Genomic DNA, 14948 nt, shown 5'->3' with positions numbered 1-14948 from the left:
GCAGAGCACCGTCATATATGTGTGACGCACGGAACATCTGGCCGGGACCCCCTTTCGGGAACCATGTACTGGTGGGTAACGTCCGGGCAGTCCAGTCGTGCTCATCCCCACTGAGCACCTGCCCGATCATGGACTTCACCGGTGCATCACACAGAGCCGTGGCGCCGGCGCCCGATGAGGAGCAGCAGTCTTGCGCGAGTTCAGCCTTCCGGCCCTGTACGAGGTCCCCGCGGACGGCAACCTGACGGATCTCATCCGCCGCAACGCCTCCCAGCACCCAGACGTCGCCGTCATGGGGCGCAAGGTCGACGGTGTCTGGACCGATGTCACCGCCACCCAGTTCCTCGCGGAGGTCCGCGGGGCCGCCAAGGGCCTGATCGCCGCGGGCGTCGAGCCGGGCGACCGGGTCGCGCTGCTGTCCCGCACGCGGTACGAGTGGGTGCTCCTCGACTTCGCGATCTGGAGCGCCGGCGGCGTGACCGTGCCGGTGTACGAGACCAGCTCGCCGGAGCAGATCCAGTGGATCCTCGGCGACTCGGGCGCGACGCTGGTCCTCGTCGAGAGCGAGGGCCACCGGGCGTCGGTCGAGTCCGTGCGCGCGAACCTGCCGGAGCTCAAGGGCATCTGGCAGATCGAGGACGACGCGGTCGCGCGCCTCACCGCCACCGGCGCGGAGGTCTCCGACGAGCTGCTCGACGAGCGCATGTCGGCGGCGAACGCGGACGACCCGGCGACGATCGTCTACACGTCCGGCACGACCGGCCGCCCCAAGGGCTGCGTCCTGACCCACCGGGCGTTCTTCGCCGAGTGCGGCAACGTGGTGGAGCGCCTGAAGCCGCTCTTCCGCACCGGCGAGTGTTCGGTGCTGCTCTTCCTGCCGGCCGCGCACGTCTTCGGGCGGCTCGTCGAGATCGGGGCCATCATGGCGCCGATCAAGCTGGGCTGCGTACCGGACATCAAGAACCTCACCGACGAGCTGGCCTCGTTCAAGCCGACGCTGATCCTGGGCGTGCCGCGCGTCTTCGAGAAGGTCTACAACTCCGCGCGGGCGAAGGCGCAGGCCGACGGCAAGGGCAAGATCTTCGACAAGGCCGCGCACACGGCCATCGCGTACAGCCGGGCGATCGGCACCCCCCAGGGCCCGTCCCTCGGCCTCAGGCTCAAGCACAAGCTCTTCGACAAGCTGGTCTTCAGCAAGCTGCGTGCGGTGCTCGGCGGGCGCGGCGAGGCCGCGATCTCGGGCGGTGCGCCGCTGGGCGAGCGTCTCGGCCACTTCTTCCGCGGCATCGGCTTCACGGTCCTGGAGGGCTACGGCCTGACCGAGTCGTGCGCCGCGACCGCGTTCAACCCGTGGGACCGCCAGAAGATCGGCACGGTCGGCCAGCCGCTGCCGGGCTCGGTGGTGCGGATCGCCGACGACGGCGAGGTGCTGCTGCACGGCGAGCACATCTTCCAGCGGTACTGGAACAACGAGGCGGCGACGGCCGAGGCGCTGGCGGACGGCTGGTTCCACACGGGCGACATCGGCACCCTCGACGAGGACGGCTACCTCGCGATCACCGGCCGCAAGAAGGAGATCCTGGTGACGGCGGGCGGCAAGAACGTCGCCCCGGCGGTCATCGAGGACCGGATCCGCGCGCACGCGCTGGTCGCGGAGTGCATGGTGGTCGGCGACGGGCGTCCCTTCGTGGGCGCGCTGGTCACCATCGACGAGGAGTTCCTGGGCCGCTGGGCCGCGGAGCACGGCAAGCCCGCCGGTTCGACGGCCGCCTCCCTCCGCGAGGACGCGGAGCTCATGGCCGAGGTCCAGCGCGCGATCGACGACGGCAACGCCGCGGTCTCCAAGGCCGAGTCGGTCCGCAAGTTCCGCATCCTCCCCGCCCAGTTCACCGAGGAGGCGGGCCACATCACCCCGTCCCTCAAGCTGAAGCGGAACGTGGTGGCGAAGGACTTCGCGGACGAGATCGAGGCGATCTACAGCGCCTGACCGCGCACCCGCAGGCACGGCCGGAGGCCCGGAGCGACACCCCGCTCCGGGCCTCCGGCCGTCTCCGTCCGCCCGGCGGGCGTCCCCTACAGCAGTGCGCGCAGCCGCTCGGCCAGGAGGTCCCAGCGCCACTTGTCCTCGACCCAGGCGCGGCCGCGCTCGCCCATGCGGGCGCGGAGCTCGGGGTCGAGCAGGAGGGTGGCGACGCGGTCGGCGGTGTCGTCGGCGGACTCGCCGCGCACGACCCAGCCGGTCTCGCCGTCGAGGACGGCGTCGGGGGCGCCGCCGGAGTCGCCGGCGACGACCGGGAGGCCGGTGGCGGACGCCTCCAGATAGACGATGCCGAGGCCCTCGACGTCGAGGCCGCCGCGCCGGGTGCGGCAGGGCATGGCGAAGACGTCGCCGGCCCCGTAGTGGGCGGGGAGCTCCGACCAGGGGACGGCGCCGGTGAAGCGTACGGATCCGGCCACACCGGTCTCGGCGGCGAGGCGGCGCAGATCCTTCTCGTACGGGCCGCCGCCGACGATCAGCAGGACCGCGTCCGGCACCCGGCGGAGGATGCCCGGCATCGCCCGGATCAGGGTGTCCTGGCCCTTGCGCGGGACGAGCCGGGAGACGCAGACGACGACGGGTCGGTCGCTGAGCCCGAGGCGGGCGCGGACGGCGGCGCCGCCCGAATCGGGGTGGAAGGTCTTCTCGTCCACACCGGGCGGGAGCTGGACCATCCGGCCGGCGGCGGCGGGCGTGAGGGCCGCCGCGATCCGGGAGCGGGTGTACTCGCCGAGGTAGGTGATCGTGTCCGTACCCTCGCCGATGCGGCGCAACAGCTGCCGGGAGGCGGGGAGTTGGGCCCAGCCCGCCTCGTGCCCGTGCGTGGTGGCGACGAGCCGCCCGGCCCCGGCCCTGCGCAGCGCCGGGGCCATCAGACCGAGCGGCGCGGCCGCGCCGAACCACACGGACTCGCAGCCGTGCTCGCGGAGCAGCGCGGTGGCACGGGCGGTGACCCGAGGAGTCGGCAGCAGCATGGTGGTGCGATCCCGGACGACCGTGAAAGGCTGTTCGGCGTCGAACGCGGCCGTCGCCTCGATCCCCTCGCGGCTGCGCTTCCACGTGGAGGCGTAGACCACGATCCGGTCGGGATCCAGGCGGAGCGCCATGTTGTGCAGGAAGGCCTGGATTCCGCCGGGACGCGGCGGGAAGTCGTTGGTTACGATCAGGGTCTTGTGCATCGTGGCCGACAGTACGCGATCGCCTCCACCGCCCGGCAACACCACTCCCCCGCTCCGGCGGGCCAGACAGGACAAGGACGAGACAGTGACGACGGGTGTGGTGGGGAACGGGTCACGCACGAGCCTGCGGCTTCCGCTGGGCCTCTGGGGTCTGACCCGGATCATCCTGCTGCTGTGCGTCTTCAAGGTCGTGGTGATCCCCGGGCCGGACATCACCTTCGACGTCTCGAACATCTACCAGGGCTGGTACGAGGTCCTGCGGACGGGCACGTATCCGCTGGACGACGTCACCTGGCAGTACCCGCCGGCGGCGGCGCTCGCGATCCTCGCGCCCGGACTGCTGCCGTTCCTCGGCTACGCGTCCGCCTTCTTCGTCCTCGCCTTCCTCTGTGACGCGCTGGTCTTCGGGCTGCTCCTGCACACGGGCCGCCGTGCGGGCCGGTCGTCGCACGGAGCCTGGCTCTGGATCGCGGGTGTCCCGCTGCTCGGCCCGACCGCGTACGCCCGGTACGACGTGATGGTGACCGCCGTCGCGGTGGCGGCGCTGCTGGCGGCCGGCCGGAGCCCGCGCGTCCTGGGCGCCCTCGCCGGGTTCGGCGCGGTCCTGAAGGTGTGGCCGGTGCTGCTGCTCGCGGGCACCCCGAAGGGCCGGGCGACCTTCCGGTCCTGGACGACCGCGGCGGGTGCGGCGGCCGCCGTGCTGCTGCTGTGCGTGCTGTGGATGCCGGGGGCGCTGGCCTTCCTCGGCTTCCAGCGCGACCGGGGCACGGAGGTCGAGTCGCTGGGCTCGATGGTCTTCCACGTCATCCGGCACTTCGGCTGGGAGGGCGAGGCGCGGATGAACTACGGCTCGATCGAGTTCCTCGGCCCGTACGTGTCGGCCGTCTCGACGGCCGCGATGATGCTCACCATCGCCGCCTTCGGCTGGCTGCTCGTGTGGCGGCTCCGGGCGCGGGCCTTCACCTCGTCGACGGTGGCGGACGCGGCCTTCGTGGCGGTGCTGCTGTTCACGGCGACGAGCCGGGTGCTCTCCCCCCAGTACATGCTGTGGCTCGTCGGCCTGGCCGCGGTCTGCATGGCGTACCGGTCGAGCCGGATGCGGCGGCCGGCTCACCTGGTGATCTGGGCGACGGCGGTGACGCAGTTCGAGTTCCCGGTGTGGTTCTCGCACGTGACGCGGAGCGACCCGCTGGGCGTGGCGGTGCTGTTCACCCGCAACGGCCTGCTGATAGCCGCCACGCTGATCGCCTGCCGGATCCTGTGGCGCCAGACGGTGACGGAGCCGCGGCTCGCGGAGGCCGCCGCCCTGGCGACGGTCGCTCAGCCGGAGCGCGAGAAGGCCCTCTCGGGTTCCTTCTGAGGATCGGTGGCGGTCCGGCGGTACAGCAGGCCGAGCGCCGCGCACTGGGCGGCCATGGCGAGGGCCATGGCCAGGCAGATCCCGCCGAGGCCCCACCCTGAGAGCCCGTACGCCAGCGGGAGCTGGACGAGGACGCCCGCGACGGTGATCCGGGCGAGCCGCGGGCCGGCGCCGGTGCCTTCGAAGACCCCGGCGACCGCGATGTATCCGGCCATGAGCAGCAGGTAGGGGCCGAGGCAGCGCAGGAAGAGCGTGCCCGCCGCCGCCACGTCGGGCTCGGTGCCGAAGGCGCGCATGACGGGGTCCGCGCCGGCGAGCAGCAGTCCGGCGGCCCCGAGGCCGAGGCCGGAGCCGAGGAGGAGCGCCTGCCGTCCGACGGCCCGCCGTTCGTCCCGTCCGGCGCCGAGGAGGTGGGCGCTGTGGATGGCGGCGGCCTGCCGGACGGCGTAGAAGGCCATGGTGGCGACGTACATGGCCTTGGTCGCGATGCCGTAGGCGGCGATCTCGGTGACGCCGATCCGGGCGATGACGGAGACGAGCGCGAGGGCCCCGGCCATCCGGACCGTGAAGTCGACGGCCATCGGCAGTCCGGTGGCCGCGGTACGGCGCAGGGCCGCGGCGGTGGGCAGGGCGGCCCGGGCCGCCCGGGCGGCCTTCAGCAGGGGGTCGCGGCGCAGGGCGAGCAGGCCGGCGGCGAGGGCGACGGAGCGGCCGGTGACGGTGGCGAGGGCCGCGCCCGGCACCCCGTGGGCGTGGATGAGCAGCGGGTCGAGGACGAGGATCAGTCCGTTGGCGAGGAAGGCGAGCCGCATGGGGGTGCGGGTGTCGCCGGCGCCCTTGAGGACACCGTCGAGGACGTGGGTGGCGAAGAAGACGGCCGTGCCGGGGAGCGCGATCGCGAAGTAGGCGGTGGCCAGGGCGTGGGCGGGGTGGTCCGGGCCGCCGAGCAGGAGGGCGGCGAGCGGGTCGCGCAGCAGGTATCCGCCGACGGCGACCGGTGGCACGAGGAGGGCGCAGAGGGCGGCGCCGCCGCGGACGGCGGCGCGGACGGCGCCGGGGTCGTCGGCTCCGCGGGCCCGGGCGACGAGGACGGTGGTGCCGGAGCCGGCCATGAGGACGACGCCGAGCAGCAGGTTCTCGACGTTGGTGGCGACGGCGACCGCGGCGACGGCGTCCCCGCCGAGCCGGGCGACCCAGACCATGTTGATGATGCCGGCGGCGACTCCGGCGAGGAGTTCCAGATAGACCGGGCGGGCGAGCCGGACGAGCGTCCGGCGGTGTGAGGACATGCGACGGTTCCCCCTCTTTTCGAGCTACCTCGATTCGAGGCATCTCGAAAAGAGGTAGCATGGCGAGCGGCCCCACGACAAGCACGAAGGAGACCCGCCCGGTGCTGGAACTGTCGATCCTGGGCTTCCTCTACGAGAAGCCGCTGCACGGGTACGAGCTGAAGGAACGCATCCACGGCCTCAGCGGCCACGTCCGCCCGGTCAGCGACGGAGCCCTCTACCCGGCCATCACCCGGCTGGTGAAGAACGGCCTGGTCGACAGCCGTACGGAGCCGGGCGCGAGCGCCGCCCCGCGCCGGACGCTCTCGCTCACCGCCGAGGGACGCCGGGAGCTGCTCGCCCGGCTGCGCGCCCCCAAGGACGCCGAGATCACCGACGGCCAGCGCTTCTTCACCCTGCTCGCCTTCCTCGGCCACCTCCCCGACCCGGCCGACCAGGCGGCGGTGCTCCGTCGCCGCCAGGAGTTCCTCTCCGCCCCCGCCAGCTTCTTCTACGCGGCCGGCACCCCCGTCACCGCCGAGCGCGAGCCCGACCTCTTCCGCCAGGGCATGCTGCGCATCGCCCGCGCGACGGGCACGGCCGAGAAGGCATGGCTCGTGGAGGCCCTGCGGGAACTCGAAGCGAAGCCGGGCCGCGAGGACACGCCTTAGCCGGGACGGCTCCTGGTCGGGACGACTCCAGGCCCGGACGGCTCGCGGCCCGGACGGCTCCAGGCCGGGACACCCCCGGCCAGACCGCTCCCGGCCCGCGCCGCCTCCCGGCCGGCGCCGCCTCCCGGCCGGCGCCGCCTCCCGGCCGGCGCCGCCTCCCGGCCGGCGCCGCCTTCTACCCGAGCCGTTCCCGCAGCGAGGCGCGCCAGGCGGCGGTGAACTCCTCCGGGGTGGTGTCCAGGACGTCGTGGAGCGCCTTCTCCACCGCGCCCTCCCGGGCCGGGTGCGCGCCCACCGCCCGGTAGAAGTCCGTCAGCGCCGTCGCGCCCCAGCGGTCCGCGATCAGCTCGCAGGCGAGCCAGCCGCCCTCGTAGGCCCGCGCCAAAGCCTCCGCGTCGCCGCCGAACCGGAAGTCGGCGTCGTCCGGGAGCGCGGCCGGCACGTCGCCCGCGAGGACCGCGCGGCGCAGCTCGGGCGCGGCCTGGGCCGCGGTGCGGCCCGTCCCCCGGTAGGCGACCCAGTCGGCGAGGCCCTCGGAGAGCCAGACCGGGGTGGCCCTCGTCGTCTGGGTGCGCGTCGCGACATGCGTGGTCTCGTGGGTGAGGACCAGCTGCCGGCCGAACGCGCCGAGCACCGTGTACGCGTCCGGGTTCACGATCACACGGTCGGCGGGGGCCTTCGGGCCGCCGCCCAGCTGCCCCGTGGTGACGGCCGCGATGCCCCGGTAGGAGGCGGCGGGACCGCCGAGGAGCCGGCCCATCGCGTCGAGCGAGGCGGGGACGAGGACCACGATCCGGCCCGCCCAGTTCCCGCGCCACGCGTCGCCGACGGCCGGCACCGCCCGGTCCGCGGCCGCCGCGATCTCCCGGAGCCGCTCGGTGCTCTGCCCCACGCCGAGGACGAGGCTGCGCCGGCCGGTCACCGTCTCCACCTCGCCCTGCTGCCACAGCTGCTGCGGGGCGCCCTCGGCGGCCCGGTCGCCGGTGACGTACCAGCGGCCGTCCCGCTCGGCGAGGTCCAGGACGCGGCCGGTGGTGGCGGGCCCGGAGTCGTAGCCCTTGATCCGGTACCCCAGCTCGGCCTCGGCGGTGGCTTTGCCCTCGCCGGCCGGGTCGACGTCGGTGACCCGGTAGTCCAGGCCACCCAGCGGGACCTTCGCGAGCCGGTCGAACTCGCTGCGCGCGGCCGGTGCGAGCGAGGGGTCCAGGTCCGCGAGATAGCCGGCCTCGTCCCGGTCCAGCAGCGCCCGCGCGTGCCGGTCGAGCAGGCTCTGGACCTCCCGGACGGACGGGCCGGCCGGTGCCGGGGCCGTGCACCCGGCGAGGGCCAGCAGGGCCGCCAGCAGGCACACGGCCGCGCCGCGCGCCCCTCCACTGCCCTGACCTGCCACGCCCTCGATCGTACGGGTGGAGCGCCCGGACCCGCTCCCGGTCCGGGCGCGGTCGCCCCCGGTCCCGGGTCAGACCCGGGTCAGACCCGGGTCACCGTCACATGCGACATCATGTTCACCGGGTCGTAGCGCACCCGGGCGCCGGGGTAGGGCGCGTGGATGACCTGTCCGTTGCCCGCGTAGATCGCGACGTGGCTGGCGTCGCCGCGGTAGGTGACCAGGTCCCCGGGCTGCGCCTGCGACAGCGGCACCTGGCGGCCCGCGTACCGCTGCGCCGAGGAGGTGCGCGGCAGGCTGATGCCGGCCTGGCGGTACGACCAGACCATCAGGCCCGAGCAGTCGAACGCGGACGGCCCGGTCGCCCCCCACACGTACGGCCTGCCGATCGCGCTGCGGGCGGCGATCACCGCGGCGGAGGCCCGCGAGGAGGCCGGGTCGAGGTCGCCGAGCGGCGGCAGCTCCTCGGCGGGTCCGCCGTCGCGCCCGCCGTCGCGGGTGGCGCGGTCGAAGTCGGCGCGCTCCTCGGCGGTGAGGGAGGCGAGCACCCGGCGGGCCTCGGCCAGCTTGCGTTCGACCGTCCGCTTGTGGCGGGCGACCTCGGCCCGGCTGCGCTCCAGCTCGGTCAGGGCCGTCCGGGCCTCCGACCGCTTCTGGTCCAGCCGGCGCTGCTCCCGCCGGAGTTCGCCGAGCGCGGCGCCCTGCCGGGCGGTGGCCCGGTCGAGCGCGGAGGCGCGGTCGAGGTAGCTGTCGGGGTCGGAGGAGAGCAGCAGGGCGAGGGCGGGGTCCATGCCGCCGGAGCGGTACTGGGCTCCGGCGACCGAGCCGAGCGCGCCCCGCATGCGGTTGATCCGCTCCTGGCCGCGGGCGAGGCCGTCCCGGGCCTCGGCGACCGTCCGGCGCAGCGCGTCCGTCTTCTCGTCCGCGCTGTTGTAGCCCTCGGTGGCCTTCTCGGCCTCCTCGAAGAGGCGGTCGACCGTGGCGCGGGTGGCCGCGGGGCCGGCACCGGGGTCGGCGCTCGCGGGGACGGCCCCGAGGGACGCCGCCGCGGTGGCCGCGGCGGCGGCGGTGAGGACGGTGACCCTGACGGGTCGGCGGTGGGACGCCACGAATTCGCGCTCCGTTCGGCTCGACGCAGACTGGCGCGGCAGACAGTAGCCGCTGATCACTCCGCGTCCAACGAAGGCGCCGGGCACACAAAGTGACGCCCCGCCGGAGAACACAGGTCACCGGCGGGGCGTCAGGTCAGCGCGCGTCGTGGCGAACCACCCGTTCGGGCGGCATACCGCAGCGGGTCGCGGGGGCGTCAGCCGCCGACGCGGACCCCGAACTGGAAGCTGCCCAGGGTGTTCATCGACTCGTAGCGGACGTAGGCACCCGAGTAGGGGGCGTGCAGGACGGTGTTGTTGCCCGCGTACAGGCCGACGTGCTGCAGGCCGTTGAAGAAGACCAGGTCGCCCGGCTTGAGCTGGCTGCGGCCGATCTTCGTGCCGTCGTTCTGCTGGGTGTAGGTGGTGCGGGTGAGGTCGATGCCCGCCTTGCCATAGGACCACTGGGTCAGACCGGAGCAGTCGAACGAGCCGGGGCCCTCGTGGCCGGAGGCGTACGGCATGCCGACGCGGGTGTCGGCGGCGGCGAGCGCCGCGGCGCCGAAGCCGTTCGCGGGAACCTCGTTGCCCAGGTCGACGCGCTCGCCGGCGTCGCGGCTGGCCCGCTGCTCCTGCTCCTGGATCTTGGCCTTCTCGGCCGCGGTGAGCGTGTTGAGCAGCTTGCGGGCCTCGGCCAGCTTGCCCTGGAACTTCTTCTTCTTGGCGGCGAGCGTCTTGCGGACGTCCTCGAGGTCGGCCAGCTTCGTGGTGGCCTCGGCCCGCTGCTGCGCGAGGGTGCGCTGCTTGGCCTGGATCGAGGTGAGCACGTCGGCCTGCTGGGCGCTCAGCTGGTCGATCGCGGACGCCTTGTCGAGGTAGGTGTCCGGGTCGGCGGAGAGGAAGAGCTGGAGCGCCGGGTCGATGCCGCCGGAGCGGTACTGGGCGCTGGCGACCGAACCGATCTGGTCGCGCAGGGTGTTGAGCTCCTGCTGACCGCGGGCCACCTTGTCCTGCAGGTTGCCGATCTCCGTCTGCAGCTTGCCGCGGCGCTCCTCGGCGAGGTTGTACTGCTCCGTGGCCTCTTCGGCCTCGTGGTGCAGCTTGTCGACCTTCGACTTGACCTCGTCGATCTTGGGCTGGGCGGGGGCCGCCTGGGCACCGGACTGTGCGGTGAAGGCCACGGCGGCGGCCGCGGTCACGGTGAGCACGGTCACACGGGCGCGGCTCGGCTGCTTGGGTCGACGGTGGGACGCCACGAAGGCGATCTCCTTCTTCCTCAGAGCCGCCCAACCGGTAAGGGGCAGGCGGTTCCTCCGCCGCCACCCCGGATGGGTGATCAACCGCGCGAAGGTTCGATGCCTGACCCTAGTGACCAAGTTGTGATCAGTTCAAATCCCACCGGCAAAAATATCGCTCCCACGGCACTTTGTTCACACGCAGCACACGGGCAGTGATGGCGACTTGACGGTCCGCCATCCAGAATTCGGGCATAAGGCCCATGAGTTGCGATGATGCTACGAGAGGCGCGAAAGCCGCTTCAGCAACAAGACGGACGCCACCGGGCGCGCACCCGCCTTCGCCACGCCGTCGGCCACCTCGCGGTCGGTGGAGACCACCACGACCGGCCGTCCCGGCGGCTCCGCCCGCACCAGCTGCCGGATCAACTCGTCGGCAGTGACACCGGGCTTGGAGAACAGCACCCGTACCCCGCGCGGCGGCGCGAGCAGCACCGGGGCCGCCAGCTCCGCCCCGTCGAAGACACAGGTGACCTCGGCGCCCGAACGGGCCGCGAGGGCCGAGAGACCGCCGAGCAGCCGCAGCCGCTGCTTCTCCAGCGGCATCGTCGGATAGCCGGTCTTGGTGACGTTGTAGCCGTCGACGACGAGATGGGCCTGCGGCAGCGCGAGGAGCTGGTCGAGCAGCGCCGGATCGGTCTCCGAGAGCGCGCGCGCCGCGATGTCCTTCGGCGACATGCGCCCCGGCTCCACCGCGTCGACGGTGTCCGCGGGGTGCACCGACACGGGCGGCAGGGCCAGTTCGCGGCGCAGGCCCTGGGCCGCGTCGAGCACCGTGTCCAGGAGCAGCCGCAGCCGCATGTCCTCCACCGAACGCCCCTCGCGGGCGGTCCGGCGACTTGCCTCCAGGGCCGTCTCGACCTCGCCGAGCCGGGCCTTGAGCCGCCGGGTCTCGCTCTCGGCGACCGACAACTGGGCGGCCCCCTCGGCGCGTACGGCGTCGATCTCGCCCTGGACGCGGCGCAGCGCGGCCTCGCCGCGCTTCACGTCGCTCTGGGCGCTGCGCAGCTTGCGGTGAAGCGATTCCGCTTCCTTGCGGGCCGCCTCCAGGTCGTGCCTCAGCTGCTCGGTCTCGCCCCGGGAGCGGTCCCGGGCCCCGGCCAGCTCCTCGCGGAGGCGCTCCAGCTCGCGCCGGCCGGCCTCGTCGGCCCGCTCGGCGTCGACCCGCTGGGCCTCCTCGCCCGCGGCGGCCACGAGCTTGACCCAGCCGGGCGGGCGCAGTACATAGGCGGCGGCCGCCACGTCGACGGGGTCGGCGGCGGCCGGCGGGGTGCCGGTCTCCACGGCCCCGGCCAGCTCGGGCTCGCCCTGCTTGAACCGTTCGCCGATCCGCTGCCGGAACAGCGGGTCGCTCTCCAGCGCGGCCGCCATCGCGTTGCCGGCGAACTTGGCCCGCCGGCTGGCGGTGAAGCGGGCGTACTGGCGCAGGGGTGCGGGGAGCTCGGCGACGGTCAGTCCGCCGAAGGCGTCGGCGACCAGCGCGACGACCCGCCGCCGGACGCCTTCCGGCAGTGGGTGGTCGAGCGTCTCGGCAGCGTCACCTGCCGCGCCGGCCGGCTCTCCACCGTGCGCGGGCTGCTCCACGATCCGTCACACCCCTATGTCATCCGCGCCGTCCCTCAGGAGGCGGCGCCCGGCCTGTCCACCAGTTCGATCTGGTCCACCGCGTTGCACCAGCGGCAGCGGACCGACTCGATGGTCTCACTGACCACCTGCCGCTCCTCGACCGTCGGATCGCCCGCGAGGTCCAGATGGACGTACTCGACGACCTTCGAGGAGCGCGTCACGTCGAAGCGGGTCAGGTTGCCGCAGAGGGTGCAGCGCCAGCGGGTCTCGGCGGTCGGCAGGGGAACCGTCGTCATCGTGCCGTCCTTCTTCCTGTTGCGTGGGACCAGGTGCGGGAGCCGCGGTGCGCCGTCGAACTGCGGTCGTCGTGCCCGTAACCCTACGGCCTCGCCGGTACCCCGGGGCACGGCGAGGCACTCTGTCCACTTCGGCCCCGGTACGCGATGATCTGTCCATGATCGACTGGCGAGGAGCGGCTCGCGGCGCCTGGCAGGGCGCACGCAAGGGGCCCACGGTGACGTACGGACTGATCGCCGCCTGCTGCCTCCTCTTCGCGACCAGTCCCGTCGCCGGGCTCAATCCGGCGTACGGCACGGGGGACGCGCTCCTGGCGGCGCAGGGGGCGTACTTCCGCCGCTGGGGCGTCGTCCCCGCCGAGCTGATGAGCGGCGAGCCGCACGCCCTGATCACCCCGCTCACCGCGCTCTTCGTCCACGGCAGCTGGCTCCACCTGCTGGGGAACATGCTCTTCCTGTACGTCTTCGGCGCCATGGTCGAAGAGCGCATGGGCCCGGCCGGGTTCGCCCTCTTCTACCTGGGCACCGGCTATCTGGCGCTGCTCGGGTACGCGGTGGCGCACGCGGACAGCGAGCAGACCCTCGTGGGGGCCTCCGGGGCGATCTCCGGGGTGCTCGGCGGCTTCCTCTTCCTCTTCCCCCGCGCCCGGGTGACCAGCCTCTTCCCCTTCCTCCTCTTCCTGCCGCTGCGCTTCCCCGCCTGGATCGTGCTGATCTTCTGGTTCGCGCTCCAGTGGATGGCCGCCCGCGCGGCGGGACCGGGTCCGGGCGTCGCCTACCTCGCCCACGTCGTGGGCTTCTCCGTCGGCTTCCTCTACGCCTGGGGGTGCTACCGGGGTGGGGATAGAGTGAAGGCTCCAGCCGCGGCCACCGAGGGAGAAAGCCAGCCGTGATCACCGCGATCGTGCTCATCAAGACCAGCGTGGACCGCATCCCCGAGATCGCCGAGTCGATCGCCGCGCTCGACAGCGTCAGCGAGGTCTTCTCGGTGACCGGCACGTACGACCTCATCGCCATGGTCCGGGTGCCCCGCCACGACGACCTGGCGGACGTGATCCCCGGCCGCATCAGCAAGATCCCGGGCGTCGAGGCCACGGACACCCACGTGGCGTTCCGCACGTACTCCCAGCACGACCTGGAGGCGGCCTTCGCCATCGGTCTGGAGTCCTGACACCCGGACCGCGAGACGCACGAAGGGGGCCTCCCGGACGGGAGGCCCCCTTCACCCGTAAGAGTGAGCGATCAGCCGCGGTCGGGGACGCAGCGGCCGTCCTCGGTGCGGTACTTCCACTGCGCGCCGTCCCGGACGAGCTCCTTCACGGCGCCGACGAACCGCTCCACGTGCTCGTCCGGCGTACCGGCGCCGAAGCTCACCCGGATGGCGTTGAGCGAACGCTCGCCGGGAGCGGCCTCCGGGGCGCCGCACTCGCCCGGGTCCTGCGGGTCGCTGCCGAGCAGGGTGCGGACCAGCGGGTGGGCGCAGAACAGGCCGTCGCGGACGCCGATGCCGTACTCGGCGGAGAGCGCGGCGGCGAAGTGGGAGCTGTTCCAGCCCTCCACGACGAAGGAGATGACGCCGACCCGGGGCGCGTCGTCGCCGAAGAGCGACAGCACCTTGACCTCGGGGACCTCCGCGAGACCCGCGCGCACCGTGTCGATCAGATGCTGCTCGCGGGCCACCAGCCCGTCGAAGCCGGCCTCGGTGAGCGCCTTGCAGGCGGAGGCGATGGAGTAGACGCCGATGACGTTCGGGGAGCCGGCCTCGTGCCGGGCCGCGGTGGTGTGCCACTCCACGTCCACACCGCCGTCGGCGCGGCGCGCCACCTTGCGGGAGGCGCCGCCGCCCGCGAGGTAGGGCTCGGCGTCCTGGAACCAGTCGGCGCGGCCCGCGAGGACTCCGGAGCCGAAGGGCGCGTACAGCTTGTGGCCGGAGAAGGCGACCCAGTCCACGTCCAACTCCCGCACGGAGACCGGGTGGTGGGGCGCGAGCTGCGCGGCGTCGAGCACGATCCGGGCGCCGTGGGCGTGCGCGGCGGCGGCGAGCTCCCGCACCGGCCACAGCTCGCCGGTGACGTTGGAGGCACCGGTGACGCAGACCAGCGCGGGGCCGTAGGGGTCGCGGTCGGCGAGGGCCCGCTCCAGGGTGGCGACGGCCTGCTCCGGGGTGCGCGGCGCGTTGAGGTAGGTGACGCGGGCGTCCCGCCAGGGCAGCAGCGAGGCGTGGTGCTCGGTCTCGAAGACGAAGACCTGGCAGTCGGCGGGGAGCGTGGCGGCGAGCAGGTTGAGCGAGTCGGTGGTGGAGCGGGTGAAGACGACCTGGTCGCCGGGCCGGCAGTCGAGGAACTCGGCGACGGTGACGCGGCTGTTCTCGAAGAGGTCGGTGGAGAGCTGGGAGAGGTAGCCGGCGCCGCGGTGGACGCTGCCGTAGTAGGGGGCGTACGCGGCGACGTCGTCCCAGACCCGCTGGAGGGCCGGCGCGCTGGCCGCGTAGTCGAGCGCCGCGTAGGTCACCTCGCCGCCGGTGACGAGCGGGACGGTGACGTCCCGGCCGAGGACGGCCAGCGGGGCGGCGCAGCAGGGGTCGGCGGACTCGGCGGCGGCGGTCTCGACGGTGGCGGTGTTCGGGCGTGCGGACATGGCGGTATCTCCCGGCGGGCGGTGCGGAATGGCTTCGGTGATCCCGTACGCGGCCGGACACGGCGGGGTACGGGTGATGCCTCGGAGACGACGGGGTCGCACGCGGGTACGCGGAAGTGACCCTGTTCCGAGGGTGAAGTAGGGGCGGACTCGCCCTATCGCAT

General features: G+C 73.5%; 13 protein-coding genes. 5 read left to right on the top strand and 8 right to left on the bottom strand.

Going from position 1 to position 14948, the window contains the following annotated elements:
* The first annotated feature begins 190 nt into the window (after nucleotides 1-190).
* Nucleotides 191-1987, top strand: coding sequence for an AMP-dependent synthetase/ligase (locus ACFVZH_RS03650; RefSeq protein WP_384892564.1), 1797 nt, complete (start codon nucleotides 191-193; stop codon nucleotides 1985-1987).
* 86 nt (nucleotides 1988-2073) lie between these two features.
* Here ACFVZH_RS03650 and ACFVZH_RS03645 read toward each other — a convergent pair whose 3' ends face one another.
* The gene (locus ACFVZH_RS03645) at nucleotides 2074-3216 is read right to left on the bottom strand and encodes a glycosyltransferase family 4 protein (RefSeq protein ID WP_384892561.1); all 1143 of its coding nucleotides are present in this window, start codon (nucleotides 3214-3216) and stop codon (nucleotides 2074-2076) included.
* An 85-nt stretch (nucleotides 3217-3301) separates the two neighbouring features.
* Here ACFVZH_RS03645 and ACFVZH_RS03640 point away from each other — a divergent pair, with 85 nt between their 5' ends.
* Complete coding sequence (locus ACFVZH_RS03640) at nucleotides 3302-4576, top strand: glycosyltransferase 87 family protein (RefSeq protein WP_384892558.1); 1275 nt, start codon at nucleotides 3302-3304, stop codon at nucleotides 4574-4576.
* Here the strand turns inward: ACFVZH_RS03640 and ACFVZH_RS03635 are convergent.
* The gene (locus ACFVZH_RS03635) at nucleotides 4537-5865 is read right to left on the bottom strand and encodes an MATE family efflux transporter (protein WP_384892555.1); all 1329 of its coding nucleotides are present in this window, start codon (nucleotides 5863-5865) and stop codon (nucleotides 4537-4539) included. The two genes, ACFVZH_RS03640 and ACFVZH_RS03635, sit on opposite strands and share 40 nt — an antisense overlap.
* 101 nt (nucleotides 5866-5966) lie before the next feature.
* Here ACFVZH_RS03635 and ACFVZH_RS03630 point away from each other — a divergent pair, with 101 nt between their 5' ends.
* Nucleotides 5967-6515, top strand: a complete 549-nt coding sequence (locus tag ACFVZH_RS03630; RefSeq protein WP_384892929.1) for a PadR family transcriptional regulator — start codon at nucleotides 5967-5969, stop codon at nucleotides 6513-6515.
* 175 nt (nucleotides 6516-6690) lie between these two features.
* On the opposite strand, the gene ACFVZH_RS03625 is transcribed toward ACFVZH_RS03630, so the two are convergent.
* From ACFVZH_RS03625 to ACFVZH_RS03605, 5 genes are all read right to left on the bottom strand, one after another.
* Complete coding sequence (locus ACFVZH_RS03625; protein WP_384892552.1) at nucleotides 6691-7905, bottom strand: hypothetical protein; 1215 nt, start codon at nucleotides 7903-7905, stop codon at nucleotides 6691-6693.
* A gap of 80 nt (nucleotides 7906-7985) precedes the next feature.
* On the bottom strand, nucleotides 7986-9011 hold the full coding sequence (locus ACFVZH_RS03620; RefSeq protein WP_384892549.1) for an NlpC/P60 family protein: 1026 nt from the start codon (nucleotides 9009-9011) through the stop codon (nucleotides 7986-7988).
* Nucleotides 9012-9208: 197 nt separating this feature from the next.
* The gene (locus ACFVZH_RS03615; RefSeq protein WP_384892547.1) at nucleotides 9209-10246 is read right to left on the bottom strand and encodes an NlpC/P60 family protein; all 1038 of its coding nucleotides are present in this window, start codon (nucleotides 10244-10246) and stop codon (nucleotides 9209-9211) included.
* Nucleotides 10247-10504: 258 nt separating this feature from the next.
* Nucleotides 10505-11869 carry an NYN domain-containing protein gene (locus tag ACFVZH_RS03610; protein WP_384892544.1) on the bottom strand — a complete coding sequence of 455 codons (1365 nt, stop codon included), beginning with the start codon at nucleotides 11867-11869 and terminating at the stop codon, nucleotides 10505-10507.
* Between the two features lie 35 nt (nucleotides 11870-11904).
* Nucleotides 11905-12147, bottom strand: a complete 243-nt coding sequence (locus tag ACFVZH_RS03605) for a hypothetical protein (RefSeq protein WP_017238847.1) — start codon at nucleotides 12145-12147, stop codon at nucleotides 11905-11907.
* Between the two features lie 158 nt (nucleotides 12148-12305).
* On the opposite strand from ACFVZH_RS03605, the gene ACFVZH_RS03600 reads away from it, so the two are divergent.
* Both ACFVZH_RS03600 and ACFVZH_RS03595 read left to right on the top strand, forming a co-directional pair.
* Nucleotides 12306-13040 (top strand): rhomboid family intramembrane serine protease, encoded by a 735-nt coding sequence (locus ACFVZH_RS03600; protein WP_384892542.1) that lies wholly within the window; start codon nucleotides 12306-12308, stop codon nucleotides 13038-13040.
* On the top strand, nucleotides 13037-13318 hold the full coding sequence (locus tag ACFVZH_RS03595) for an Lrp/AsnC family transcriptional regulator (protein WP_017238849.1): 282 nt from the start codon (nucleotides 13037-13039) through the stop codon (nucleotides 13316-13318). The genes ACFVZH_RS03600 and ACFVZH_RS03595 overlap by 4 nt, the downstream gene beginning before the upstream one ends.
* A 71-nt stretch (nucleotides 13319-13389) precedes the next feature.
* On the opposite strand, the gene ACFVZH_RS03590 is transcribed toward ACFVZH_RS03595, so the two are convergent.
* Nucleotides 13390-14784: an aminotransferase class V-fold PLP-dependent enzyme gene (locus ACFVZH_RS03590; RefSeq protein WP_384892539.1), complete on the bottom strand. Its 1395-nt coding sequence runs from the start codon at nucleotides 14782-14784 to the stop codon at nucleotides 13390-13392.
* Between the last annotated feature and the right edge of the window lie 164 nt (nucleotides 14785-14948).

The sequence above is a fragment of the Streptomyces sp. NPDC059534 genome, from assembly GCF_042743475.1.
Classification (GTDB): domain Bacteria; phylum Actinomycetota; class Actinomycetes; order Streptomycetales; family Streptomycetaceae; genus Streptomyces.
Note: the sequence above shows the minus strand (reverse complement) of the source record. Positions and strands in the feature narration are given on the sequence as shown.

Excerpts from the sequence above, each read along its gene's own strand:
- ACFVZH_RS03645 (WP_384892561.1), bottom strand. The coding sequence starts at position 3,216 with ATGCACAAGACCCTGATCGTAACCAACGACTTCCCGCCGCGTCCCGGC.
- ACFVZH_RS03635 (WP_384892555.1), bottom strand. The coding sequence starts at position 5,865 with ATGTCCTCACACCGCCGGACGCTCGTCCGGCTCGCCCGCCCGGTCTAT.
- ACFVZH_RS03605 (WP_017238847.1), bottom strand. The coding sequence starts at position 12,147 with ATGACGACGGTTCCCCTGCCGACCGCCGAGACCCGCTGGCGCTGCACC.
- ACFVZH_RS03600 (WP_384892542.1), top strand. The coding sequence starts at position 12,306 with ATGATCGACTGGCGAGGAGCGGCTCGCGGCGCCTGGCAGGGCGCACGC.
- ACFVZH_RS03590 (WP_384892539.1), bottom strand. The coding sequence starts at position 14,784 with ATGTCCGCACGCCCGAACACCGCCACCGTCGAGACCGCCGCCGCCGAG.